This window comes from Phenylobacterium sp., assembly GCF_031412415.1.
Taxonomy (GTDB): domain Bacteria; phylum Pseudomonadota; class Alphaproteobacteria; order Caulobacterales; family Caulobacteraceae; genus Phenylobacterium.
Genome location: NZ_JANOCX010000058.1, coordinates 1 through 11,641 on the forward strand (window position 1 = coordinate 1; position 11,641 = coordinate 11,641).

The 11,641-nt window shown below is 67.1% G+C and carries 12 protein-coding genes; 6 read left to right on the plus strand and 6 right to left on the minus strand.

The window, feature by feature from the left end; all coding sequences use genetic code 11:
- Positions 1–280 precede the first annotated feature (280 nt).
- The 4 genes from RMO04_RS02765 to RMO04_RS02780 are packed head-to-tail and all read right to left on the minus strand — an operon-like array spanning position 281 to position 2,266.
- The gene (locus RMO04_RS02765; RefSeq protein WP_309643268.1) at positions 281–538 is read right to left on the minus strand and encodes a hypothetical protein; all 258 of its coding nucleotides are present in this window, start codon (positions 536–538) and stop codon (positions 281–283) included.
- A complete protein-coding gene (locus RMO04_RS02770) occupies positions 535–1,074 on the minus strand; it encodes an isochorismatase family protein (protein ID WP_309643269.1) in 540 nt (179 codons plus the stop codon). The genes RMO04_RS02765 and RMO04_RS02770 overlap by 4 nt, the downstream gene beginning before the upstream one ends.
- On the minus strand, positions 1,071–1,703 hold the full coding sequence (locus RMO04_RS02775) for a GNAT family N-acetyltransferase (RefSeq protein WP_309643270.1): 633 nt from the start codon (positions 1,701–1,703) through the stop codon (positions 1,071–1,073). The genes RMO04_RS02770 and RMO04_RS02775 overlap by 4 nt, the downstream gene beginning before the upstream one ends.
- Positions 1,703–2,266: a hypothetical protein gene (locus RMO04_RS02780; protein ID WP_309643271.1), complete on the minus strand. Its 564-nt coding sequence runs from the start codon at positions 2,264–2,266 to the stop codon at positions 1,703–1,705. Before RMO04_RS02780 ends, RMO04_RS02775 begins: the two co-directional genes overlap by 1 nt.
- Between RMO04_RS02780 and RMO04_RS02785 the strand changes: the two genes are divergently transcribed.
- Positions 2,256–3,350 carry a LysR family transcriptional regulator gene (locus RMO04_RS02785; RefSeq protein WP_309643272.1) on the plus strand — a complete coding sequence of 365 codons (1,095 nt, stop codon included), beginning with the start codon at positions 2,256–2,258 and terminating at the stop codon, positions 3,348–3,350. The two genes, RMO04_RS02780 and RMO04_RS02785, sit on opposite strands and share 11 nt — an antisense overlap.
- A gap of 95 nt (positions 3,351–3,445) precedes the next feature.
- Positions 3,446–5,878: an ATP-binding protein gene (locus RMO04_RS02790; RefSeq protein ID WP_309643273.1), complete on the plus strand. Its 2,433-nt coding sequence runs from the start codon at positions 3,446–3,448 to the stop codon at positions 5,876–5,878.
- Here the strand turns inward: RMO04_RS02790 and RMO04_RS02795 are convergent.
- Positions 5,875–6,915 (minus strand): saccharopine dehydrogenase NADP-binding domain-containing protein, encoded by a 1,041-nt coding sequence (locus tag RMO04_RS02795; protein WP_309643274.1) that lies wholly within the window; start codon positions 6,913–6,915, stop codon positions 5,875–5,877. The two genes, RMO04_RS02790 and RMO04_RS02795, sit on opposite strands and share 4 nt — an antisense overlap.
- Positions 6,916–7,017: 102 nt before the next feature.
- Between RMO04_RS02795 and RMO04_RS02800 the strand changes: the two genes are divergently transcribed.
- The gene (locus RMO04_RS02800) at positions 7,018–7,620 is read left to right on the plus strand and encodes a TetR/AcrR family transcriptional regulator (RefSeq protein ID WP_309643275.1); all 603 of its coding nucleotides are present in this window, start codon (positions 7,018–7,020) and stop codon (positions 7,618–7,620) included.
- A gap of 21 nt (positions 7,621–7,641) precedes the next feature.
- On the opposite strand, the gene RMO04_RS02805 is transcribed toward RMO04_RS02800, so the two are convergent.
- Entirely contained in the window at positions 7,642–9,099 is a 1,458-nt protein-coding gene (locus RMO04_RS02805; RefSeq protein ID WP_309643276.1) for an NAD(P)/FAD-dependent oxidoreductase, read from the minus strand.
- A 143-nt stretch (positions 9,100–9,242) separates the two neighbouring features.
- On the opposite strand from RMO04_RS02805, the gene RMO04_RS02810 reads away from it, so the two are divergent.
- The 3 genes from RMO04_RS02810 (at position 9,243) to RMO04_RS02820 (ending at position 11,464) form a co-directional block, all read left to right on the plus strand.
- Positions 9,243–9,671 carry a DUF5360 family protein gene (locus RMO04_RS02810; protein ID WP_309643277.1) on the plus strand — a complete coding sequence of 143 codons (429 nt, stop codon included), beginning with the start codon at positions 9,243–9,245 and terminating at the stop codon, positions 9,669–9,671.
- Positions 9,671–10,270 carry a TetR/AcrR family transcriptional regulator gene (locus RMO04_RS02815; protein WP_309643278.1) on the plus strand — a complete coding sequence of 200 codons (600 nt, stop codon included), beginning with the start codon at positions 9,671–9,673 and terminating at the stop codon, positions 10,268–10,270. The genes RMO04_RS02810 and RMO04_RS02815 overlap by 1 nt, the downstream gene beginning before the upstream one ends.
- Positions 10,271–10,333: 63 nt before the next feature.
- Positions 10,334–11,464 (plus strand): ferritin-like domain-containing protein, encoded by a 1,131-nt coding sequence (locus RMO04_RS02820; RefSeq protein WP_309643279.1) that lies wholly within the window; start codon positions 10,334–10,336, stop codon positions 11,462–11,464.
- The last annotated feature ends 177 nt before the right edge of the window (positions 11,465–11,641 follow it).

Here is an 11,641-nt window from a genome sequence, read left to right on the forward strand (position 1 = left end):
TACTTCTGGACCTGCTGGAAACTGACCCCCAGGTGGTCCGCCAGGGTCGATTGCGAGATGCCCAGCCACTTGCGTCGAACCCGAATACGGTGGCCCACCGCCACGTCGATCGGGTCTGGACCTTGGTCGTCGCCGTTCTCGTTCACCGAAACGTCCTCATCGCGGCGCATGGCTCGCGCGCACCGTTATTTGACACGGCGTGTAGCTGAGCCGCTACACCTTTATGGTGAAGTGGACGTTGCGCCGCAGCGCAGAGTTAATATTCAGCTGTGGCGGGAATTCAAGCGTTCGGCGCGCGATCTCGAAGGATGGCGTCGATCTGATCGAGGACGGCGAGCGCGGTTTCCTCGCCGTGACTCTCGCATATCTCACCGGCCCGTTGGATGATGCATGATAAGGCAGTCAGGTCGCGTGGGCCCAGCAGGCTGGCCATCTGCAACAACTGTTCCGTCTCGTCGCAATGGGCCGAGGTGCTCGCGTGGCCGGTCGGCGCCCGCGCCGGCCGATTGAGACGCTCAGGGGGAATCTTGAAGGTCATGGGGCGTTTGCCGCGGCCAGCGCCGCGGCGTCCTCTACGAAAAGCTCACGGGAATCGATGATGCGGGCCATTGGCGAAAGGGACGCCAGCGGGGCGGCCATCGCCAGGCGCAACAGGTGATCATCGCGGCCGCCGATGGGGACGCCGTCGCTCACCACCTCGACCGCCAGATCGCGATCGACGGCGGCGAAGGCCGTCGCCAGCACGCTGTCGCACAGGGAAAAGCCGATCAGGACGAGCGGGCCGCCGTAGGCCTCGACGGCCTGGCTGAAGGCGCGGTGGGAAAAGGCCGACGGTCCGTTGCGCAGGTAGATGGGTTCGCTGGGCAGGGGCTCCAGGCCGGCGATGGGCCGACCGCCCTCCAGCGTCGGCTCACGCCGATGGACATGAAGCACGGGCCAGCGCCGACGGCGGGCCTGGTCCAGCACATGGCGGCAGGTCACGAGAGCGCTCTCGACGTTCTCGGCGCCGATGAGCCCGGCCAGGCGCCCACGCTGGAGATCGAGGCAGACCAGGACGGAAGGTCCAGCCCTCATGGCCGCCCGGCCCCATAATTGGCCGCGGGGCGGGCGGTCGATCGGTCCAGTACGCCGGCCTCGCCCCACGCGCCTTCGGGACGCAGCAACTCCAGCGCGGAGCTGTCGAGGGTGAGGGCGTCGGAGGGCGGCGCCCCCTCGACGATCATCTCCACATAGTCGTGGTCGGAGACCACGAAGCCCTCGCGGTCTTCGCGGACATGGGCGTTGAAGTACTGCTGCCAGAAGGGGATGAGGCGGACTTGCCCGTAGCCCAAGATCTTGCGGTAGTTCTTCTTCTCCGCCAGCCGCTTGGCGGCCAGGATCAGCATCAGCGTGGCGCGGCCCCCGCGGTGTTCGCGCCGCACGGCCACCCGCTCGACCTTGGCGAAGTCGGCGAACCAGCGCACCCGCAGCGTGCCGATGGGCTCGCCGTCACGGCGCAGGAGCAGATGGGTCGCGCCTGCGAAGTCGTTGCCGTCGAACTCCTCGTCGTAGGGGCAGGCCTGTTCGCCCATATAGACCAGGCTGCGAACCGCCATGGCCTGCATCAGGTCGTTGAGCGTTCGGCAAACCGTGACTTCCAAGTCAGCGTCGTCGACCAGCGACGTGGCGCGCGCCTCCAGCGGCAGGCGGACATTGGCGTTCATCAGGCGGCCTTTCCCAGGGCGGAAGCACCATCGGTGCGCCAAGGCGCCGCCGAGACCAGGCCGCCGACATGAGCGCGCGCGCCCATGCGATCGTGAAGCACCCGCTCGCCCTCCGACGTCGCGGCGCGGGCATAGAAGGGCAGGTCGCCGTAGATCTCGCGTTGGAGCCTCATGGCGCCGCAGACGACGGCAGCCCTGCTGCGTGGTGTCAGCCCCGCCATGCCCCACCCATAGAAGGCGCTGGCCGCGTCGCCCGGCCCGGCCAGCATGGCGTCCGGGGGCGAAAGGCCGTCGAAATCGCCGCGCGCGAGGCTGGGACCAGCCCTGGCCGAGAGCGGAATGACGGCGAGCGCGCCTATCAGGCGTCCCTCGGCCGAGCGCATTGCGAAGCACGTGCAGCCGGTGTGCGCCTGGACGCGAAGCATGACTTCGAGGGAGGCGATGGCCGGTCCGACCATGTGGGCCGCCAAGGCGTGGGCCTCTGCGATGTCTTCGCCAGTGGCCAGGCGAAGGCCAAGCCCCGCCATGGCCTGTCTTGCGTGCAGCAGTCGATTGACTGGCATTGTCGACGCCCGATCGTTGCGAAGCTATCATGCCTTAGGGTGCGCGCCGCCAACCTGGCAGCCACGAAGTCCGTATGAGAGCCCAACGGGTATGACGGGAGTATCGATGGATGGTCGGGGCGCTAGCGGCGCGGATTGGGATGACATCAAGGCCTTCGTCGCCGCCGCGGAGACCGGCAGCTTCGGAGCCGCCGCCCGGCGTCTGCGCACCACCCAACCTACGATCACCCGCCGCGTCGATGATCTGGAGACCCGACTGGGCGCGCGGCTGTTCAACCGCGGCCTGCGTGGCGTGACGCTGACCCGCGCGGGCGAACTGGTGTTTGACCGTGCTTTCACCATGCAGCGGGCGTTTGGCGACATCGAGCGGCTGGTGCTCGACGCCGAGAATCCGAACGCGGGAGAAGTCACCATCGCGGTGCCGGAAGGTATCGGGGGCTATGTCCTTGGGCCGGAGATCGCCGACTTCATGCGCGAGCATCCGGCGATCCGGCTGGCCCTCGACTGTGGTTTCCACCCCGACACGCCGGTGGATGGTCACGTCGATCTGTCAATCCAACTCAGCGACGCCGCCGCTGGCGCTGATATGACAGCAAGGCCCCTGGCGACGCTCCACTACGCGCTATTCGCTTCACGGGGGTACCTGGATACGTATGGGGCGCCCACGCGGCTGGATGCGGCGGCCGGGCATAGGTTCGTCTACCACGCCGCACAAGCGCGTGATCGCTGGGACGCGAAGACGAACGCGTTCATGGAACTGGCCGCTCCCGCGCTCGTGCTCAATTCGTCGACGGCGATGCTCCAGGCCATTCAGCGCGGAGCGGGTATTGGCACGATCCCCACGGCGATCGTGCCGCTCGCTCCGGATCTGGTCATGCTGGATATCCCGCCTCTGGCGTCGCCGACCCTGTGGCTCTGCCATCACCGGGAGGCGATGAAGTCGGCGCGGGTGGCGCGGGTGGCCGAGTGGCTAGCTTCGATCTTCGACGCCCGCGAACGCCCGTGGTTCCGTCCCGAGTTCGTCCATCCGTCCGAGTTCGCCGAATGGTCCTGGCCGAAGGCGACGGTTCGCGCGCGCGCTTAAGACGCGGATCGTACCGAGCCGTCTAAATCGGAACTTAACCTTGATCGCCGACCCTAGATTCTCCGTGAGACAGAATAAGAAAACGGGGAGTACGGATGTCGGGCGAGGCGGGGGCGACCGCAGAAGCAGACCTGCGTCCATTCGGCCTGGATATCTCCCAGGCGGTCTGTGACCGCGCGACGCGCCTGGCTCGAACCCTGTTCGGCGCCGTCGACGCGCGTATCGTGCTGGTCAGCGGCGACGCCTGCTGGAGCAATCGCGACCCGGAGGGCCGCATCAATCCCGGTCGGCCGTTGATGGTCGACTTGATCCTCAAGAGTGGCGAGCTGTTGTGGATCTCTGACTCCTCCGTGGATCCCCGCTTCCGGGATGACCCCATCGTCGCGGGACCGCCCTATGTGCGCTTCTGCGCCGGCGCTCCCATCCTGTTGGCCGACGGCGGCTGCGCCGGCGTGATCGGTGTGACGGGTCTGGAGCCGCGGGCGTTCGATCAGGGCCTGGCCAACCGGCTCGCTGACTTGGCCGACACCGTCGCCGACGAATGGGATCGCGCGCAGGCCATGCGGGCGCACGAGCAAAGCCAGCGCGACCGCGACGAACTCTCGGCGACCATGAGCGCGATCTTCGGCGCACTGCCTGGAACGGTCGTGCTGACCGATCGCGATCTGAAGATCATCTGCTGCAACCCCGCCTGGGCGCGCCGGATTGGCTATGATGTCGACCAGGTCATCGGCCGGTCTCTTTACGAGGTTTCGCCTTGGGCGGAAACGTGGCGCGACAGCTATGCGCGGTGCCTCTCGGGCGAGACGGTCCGCAACGAACGCTTCCCCGGAGCCTCCGCCGAGGGCAGGCCTGTCTGGACCCAGATCGAACTGGCCCCGTGGTGGAACGCGCGCGGCGAGGTTGGCGGCATGGTCGCCGTCAGCCTCGATATCACCGGCATGGTCGAGGCGCTGGATGAGGCCATACGATCCGAAGAGCGGCTGACCCTGGCGATGGAGATCGCCGAACTGCACGTCTTCGAGGTGGACTGGCAGCGGCGGGAACTGATCAAGACAGGTTGTGAGGACACCTTCTTCACAGAACCGAAGACCTATGAGGAGCTCTATCGAGACATCTTTGGGACGATCGATCCCCGAGACCGCATGGGCGTCGTCGAGGCGTGGGATCGGCATCTGAGCGAGGGCGTGCCCTATCGGCCGGAGTACCGGGTGATCCGCGGCGACGACAGGGAAGTCTGGGTCCAGGGCGCCTCGCGCCTTATCCTGGACGACAAGGGTCAGCCTCATCGCCTGATCGGCGCTATCCAGAACATCACCGAACGCAAGGCCGCGGAGCGCGCGCTGCTGCAGGCCAAGGAAGACGCCGAGACGGCCAACCGCGCCAAGTCGACCTTCCTGGCCACCATGAGCCACGAGATCCGCACCCCGCTCAATGGTGTGCTGGGCATGGCGCAGGCCATGGCGCGCGACGAGCTTCCGGAACGCCAGCGCGACCGGCTGGACGTGATCCGCGAGTCCGGAGAGACGCTGCTGGCCATTCTCAACGACGTCTTGGACCTCTCGAAGATCGAGGCGGGGAAGTTCGAGTTGGATGAGGCCGAGTTCGATGTGGCCGAGCTGGCGCGCGGCGCGCACGCGGCCTTCACGGCCATCGCCAACAAGAAGGGCCTGTCCTTCGACCTGACCATCGCGCCGGCGGCCCGCGGAGTCTATCTGGGCGACTCCACCCGCGTCCGGCAGATCCTCTACAATCTGGTCTCCAACGCCCTGAAGTTCACCGAGACCGGCGAGGTGCGGGTGAGGGTGGATCGGCAAGACGGCGTCCTGAAGCTGTCGGTCGCCGACACCGGCATAGGCATCCCCCCCGAGCGGCTTGCGAGCCTCTTCCAGAAGTTCGAACAGGCCGACGCCTCCACGACGCGCCGGTATGGCGGCACGGGGCTGGGCCTGGCCATTTGCCGCGAACTCGCCAGCCTGATGGGCGGGGCGGTCGATGCGACCAGCGTCCCCGACCAGGGCGCCACCTTCTTCGTCACCCTGCCGCTGGCGCGCATCGGCGACAGCGTTCCGCTGCCGGCTCCGCCGCCGTCGCCCACCGAGACCACGCCGCACGGCGAGATCGACGCCGCGCCGCTGCGCGTCCTGGCCGCCGAGGACAACGCCGTCAATCAACTGGTGCTGAGGACCATCCTGCAGCAGATCGGCATTGATCCGTTCATCGTCGAGAACGGCGCGCAGGCTGTCGAGGCGTGGAGCCTCGAGGCCTGGGACGCGATCCTGATGGACGTCCAGATGCCGGAGATGGACGGTCCCACCGCCACTGCGATCATCCGGGCGCGTGAGGCCGCCGAAGGTCGTCCGCGCACACCGATCATCGCGCTCACCGCCAACGCCATGGCGCATCAGGTGGCTGAGTATACGGCCATCGGCATGGACGGTTTCGTGGCCAAGCCGATCGAGGTCGGGCGGCTGTACGACGCGTTGCAGGACGTGCTGGACGCCAGGGCGGCGTCGAAGGCGGCTTAAGCCCCCTGCGTTCCCGCGAGGATATCCGGGGCGAGCGCCGCCAAGAAACTCTCCGCGTCAAAGAGCGCGCCCGGCGCGAAGACACCGCCCCGGGCGGTCGCGCCGCCCAGGACCCTCACGACAGCTTCGACCACCATCGGCGCCGTGACGGCGTAGATGTCCTGTCCCTGGGCGCTTGCCCGGCGCACCGTGCTCGCTCTGCGAACCTCGACCTCGACTCTGAAGGTCTGCGACGAGCGCCCGGACGGGTCGGCCGCGACCGGGGGCGCGGTGGCCGCGTTGCGGAGATCGCGCAGCGGCGTCAGGTTCAGATAGGTGTGGAGCTCGGACACTTGGAGGTGCCGTCGGATCAGGATCGCCTCGGTGAAGGGCATCTCGACCATCTCCTGCGCGCCGAAGGGTTCGGCGAACGACCAGACGGCGCTCGGCGCCGGATCGGGCAGGCGCGCCAGCTCGCCGTCGGTGATCGTCACGCGCGGCGCCGTATTGCGCTGCCCGGTCAGGCGTGTCCCTCCGGTCGGCCGCCAGCTATCCAGCGCGATGCCGAGGCGAACCTCATCGGCGTCGGTCCAGTCGCCCATTGCGGCGGTCGTCAACAAGTCGCTCAGCCCGCCGTAGAAGCTCATGGCGGGGATGACGACGACGCCGGCCTCTTCCGCGGCGCTGTCGTACCGCTCGAAGATCGCCTGCGCGCTGGCTTGCTCCGCCGTCACGTCGAAATAGGGGATGGCCGCGTGCAGCGCCGCGGCGACCAGGAGCTCGGCGGTGTCGAGAAACGGGCCGGCGCAGTTGATGACCGCGGCCGCGCCGGTCAAGGCGCGGGCCAGCGAGGCAGGGTCGTCGATGGCGGCGACCTCTCGCCTGACCGCAGCCGGGAGGTCGGCCGCCGCCATGCCTGCCGCGTTGCGGCCGATGGCGACAACTCCGAGGCCGCGTCGCGACAGCTCGGCGATGACGAAGCGACCGGTGTGGCCGGTCGCGCCATAGACGGCGACCGTGGGCTGGACAGCCGAGGGGCTTGATATGCGGTCGTTCATGTTTCCTCGCGCTACAGACCGGTCTGTTTGATTTGCTACAGACAGGTCTGTAGCGCGTCAAGTCGAGGTCTGATAGCCTTCACCCGACAAGGAGTGCGGCGCATGGCGATGAGGCAGGAGAGCATCGGAGCGGCCGCGGAAACACAGGCCGATGTGCGGGAGCGGATCCTGACCACCGCCTCCGATCTCTTCTACCGCCGGGGAGTCCGCGCCGTCGGCGTCGACGTGGTCGTCGAGGCGGCCGGGGTCGCCAAGACGAGCCTCTATCGGCATTTTCGAACCAAAGACGATCTGATCGCCGCGTACTTGCAGCGGGAGGACGAGGATTTCTGGGCGTGCTGGGATCGCGTTGCCGCGCGCAACGAGCAGGATGGCGCGGCCGAACTGGAGGCGCACCTCGCCTGGATCGGAGCGCGGGTCGGGCGGCCCAATTATCGCGGCTGTCCCCAACTCAACGTCGCCGCCGAGTTTCCGGACGAGGACCATCCCGCCCGCGTGGTGGCGCGAACACATAAGGAGGAACTGCGCCGTCGCTTGCGGGTCATAGCCGAGCGGTTGCAGGTCGCCCGGCCCGATGACGTCGCGACTGAGCTGTCGGTGGTCATCAACGGAGCGTTCGTCAGCTCGCAAATCCTGGCTGGCGGAGACGCCACGCGGACGCTATCGCAGATCGCGCACGCGCTAATCGCCGCGGCGAAGGCGTAATCCCGAATCTAGCGGGTCCGACTACTCCGCCGGTTGGGTCAACTTCGTGACTTCATAGGCGCCGGCGTCGAACTTCGCGACCGCCTCGGCGTAGGCCCGTGCGGTGCCGGGCCAGTTGTTGAGGATCTTGCCGTCGGGGGTTTTGTACCAGCTGGTGCAGCTTCCAGCCCATGGTGTAACGGCGAGATCATCTTGGAGGCGGGCGTTGTAGTCGGCCATGACTTCGGCCTTGACGCTGATCGGCGCGCCGAGCGCCAAGGCCTGCAGCACGTAGTCCACCTGGGCCTCGATCATATAGATGATCGAGTTGTGTCCGAGGTTGGTGTTTGGCCCGTATAGCATGAAAAGATTGGGGAAACCGGCGACGCTGATACCCAGATAGGCCTCCGGACCGTTCGCCCAGGCCGTGGCCAGGGTTTGGCCGGCGATGCCCGTGATCGCCGTCTCGCCGGCGAAGGACTTGGTCTCGAACCCCGTGGCGTAGATGACCACGTCGGCTTCGTGCAACCGGCCTGTGGCGTCGACCACGCCCTGGGGCGTCATGTGATCGATGGTCTCGACCACCAGTTCGACATTGGGCCGGGTGAGGGCGGGGTAGAAGTCATTGGAGATCAGCACGCGCTTGCAGCCGACCTCGTAGTCCGGGGTGAGCTTGGCGCGCAGGTCGAGGTCGGCGACCTGGGCGTGCAAGTGGGCCAGCGGGATGGGGACCTCCTCGACCGGCAGGGTCCCGGCGCGCTTCGCCGCCAGCCGGGCTTCGGCCATCTCGAAGATCTCGTCGCGGATCGCCTGCATCGACTGCGGCGCGGCGCGGAAGTTGGCCCTTTCGTCCGGGGTGTAGGGCCGGCTCATGCGCGGGACGATCCAGTTGGGCGAGCGCTGGAAGAGCGTGAGTTGTCCGGCGACCTTGGCCACCTCGGGCACGAACTGGATGGCGCTGGCGCCGTTACCGGTCACCACGACCCGCTTGCCGGCCAGATCGACGGAGGCGTCCCAATGGGCGGAGTGGAAGGCCGGGCCAGCGAAGCTGTCGCGGCCCGGAATGGGTGGCAGCTTGGGGCGGTTGAGTTGTCCCCAGGCGGTGACGAAGGCCTCGGCGGTCACCGTCCCGCCGTCGACGGTGCGAATCCGCCAGAGGCCGGCAGTCTCGTCCCAGGTCGCGCCCACAACCTCAGAATTGAACCGCAGGTGGTTGTAAAGGCCATGCTTTTCGGCGACGCCCTTGATGTAGGCCAGGATGTCAGGCTGGGCCGAATAGACCTCCGGCCAGTCGGGATTGGGCTCGAAGGAATAGGAATAGAGGTGGCTGGGGATGTCGCAGCCGCAGCCGGGATAGGTGTTCTCCCGCCAGGTGCCGCCGACCTCGTTCGCCTTCTCCAGAACGACGAAGGAGGTTTCTCCGCGGGCCTTGAGCCGGAGGGCCATGCAGAGGCCCGCGAAGCCAGCGCCCAGGATGGCGACCTTGTAGTCGGCGGTCATCGATGTCCCCTCGCGTCGGCGCTCGCCCAAAGGCTAGCGGCGCGATTTTACCTTATCAACGGTTAGTTTGACGCGGGGCGGGTCTCGACAACGGCCCTCGACGCGGTGGACAATGCGACCTGTCATTGGCCGGAGCCTGGACCATGAGCCGCAGCCTCGCCCTATGCCTGGCGATCACCGATCTCCTGTTCCTGACCTATTGGTCGCTGGCCCTGCTGAGCCAGACGGGCGTCATCGCGATCCCCCCTGAGCTGATGTACGCTGGCTACGACAGCCCTCGGGTGGTGGCCTGGAACTGGTCGTTCCTCCCACTGGACGTCGCCTTCTCGATCACCGGGCTGTTGGCTGTGCGGGCCTCGCGCAGAGGTGATCCCACGTGGCGGCCGCTGGCCCTGATCTCCCTGACGTTGACCGTGGTGGCGGGCCTGATGGCCGTTGGCTACTGGGCGATCCTGCGGGAGTTCGATCCAAGCTGGTTCCTGCCCAATCTGGCCCTGGTGGCCTGGCCCTTCGCCTTCCTGCCGGGCCTCGTCTGCGATCTGGCCGGCCCCAGCCATGGCGAGGCCGCCTGATGCCTTGGGCTGACGCCGAAGCGGGCCGCCGGCGCGGCTATCATGTGGGCAATCTACGCATCCAGCTGCTGGACGAGGCGCGCACGCTGTTGCGCGAAGGCGGGTTGGCCAAGCTCAACCTGCGGGCCCTGGCTGGCCGGGCCGGAATCGCGGCCGGCTCGGTCTACCACCACTACGCCAGCAAGAACGCGTTGCTGGCGGGCCTGGCGGCGGAAGGCTTCGGCGAGCTTGAGGCGGCGCTCAGCCAAGCCGCGGAGACCGCGCCGCGAGGCGCGCCGATCCGCGCCTCGGCGCTGGCCTATTTCGGATTCGCGCGGAGCCAGCCCGGCGTCTACGGCCTGATGTTCGACCCACAGATCCTGGCGGAGCCGGAGGTCAGCGCCGCCCGAGACCGCGCCTTTGAAGTGCTGAAGCAGGTCATCGGCCACGCCGCCAGCCAGCACGATCGCTCCGAGGAACAGGTGCACAAGGTGGCCCTGGCCGTCTGGGCCTGCGGCCACGGCGCGGCCTCCATGACTCTTGCGGGCGAGGAGGGGGCTCAGACCCCGCTGATGGAGGACGTGATCCAGGGCCTGGAAGTGCTGTTCCGCCGGGACTGACCACTCTATCCAAACGCCGTTCACCCGCATTCGCTCGGTGTTGCTGTACCGGGAGGAACCAGAATGGCCGACGGCAATATCACCAAAGACGTCATGTATGACGCGGTGGCGCCCAACGACTTCGAGTCCATGCTGGAACTCGATCGTTACAACGCCCGCTCGACGGCGTTCGACAAGATCATCTCAGCGACCCACGACCACTTCTGGGATCCCCTCGATCCGAAGTACATCGACTTCTCCGCCCCGTGGGACATGGAGAACGAGGCCCTGCTGCCCGACGACCAGATCATGTCGCTGGGCGTGCCCTATGTCCTCGACCACCTGGAAAAGACCGGCCAGAAGGCCAAGTTCATCAACGAGATGGCCTTGTGGAACTTCTCTTCGATCCTGCACGGCGAGCAGGGCGCGCTGAACCTTTCGGCCAGCCTCTGCCACGTGCTGAAGGACCAGGGCGCGCAGGAGTACGCCGCCAACCAGACCCGCGAGGAAGCCCGCCACGTCACGGCCTTCGCCAAATACATCAAGGCCCGCTGGGGCCGTCCGCGGCCCTGCGGCGCGGTGCTGAAGCAGCTTCTGGTCGACATCATCGAGGCGCCGGAGGTCTACAAGAAGATCATCGGCATGCAGATGCTGGTGGAAGGTCTGGCCATGGGCGCCTTCGCCGCCGGCTTCCAGTTCAACCGCGACCCCCTCGCCAAGAAGCTGTTCCAGTTGGTGATGACCGATGAGGCGTTCCACCACAAGTTCGGCAAGATCTGGGCTGACCGCACCATCCCGAAGATGACCCAGGATGAGCGCGAGATGGTGGAGGACTGGGCCGCCCACTGCTTCCAGTCCCTACTGTTCAACATGGGTTCGCCCAACCAGCAGGCCGGCGTATACGCCGACTTCGGCCTCGATCCCGACCGGGTTCGCGCCGAGATGGTTGTGCTGATCCAGAACGATGACCGTCGTCGTGAGCGCCTGAAGAGCCAGACCAACATCTTCCGCGTGCTCATCAAGACCCTGCTGAACGCCGGCCTGATCACCGACCGGACCCGGTCCTTCTACGCCACCTATGTCGACATGGAGGAGCTGAAGGCCGAGGGCGACAAGATGGTCGGCGACGACATCGCCGAGGAGGGGATCAAGTATCTCCAGGAGATCAACTTCAAGGACCGGAGCGCCAAGGCGATCTCCATCGCCGCCGAGTAGCCGGCAGCCCTACACCACCAGGCGCCCGCCGTGCGAACGGCGGGCGCTTTTCGTTGCGGTCTTGATTTCGGCGCCGAAGACGGCTGGTTAGGCGCATGGTCAGGCGGGCGAAGATCACGGTGGCGGGGGCCCGCGGCCGGGGGGTGTACCGCGCACCGGCCCGGGCCCGCCCCCGGG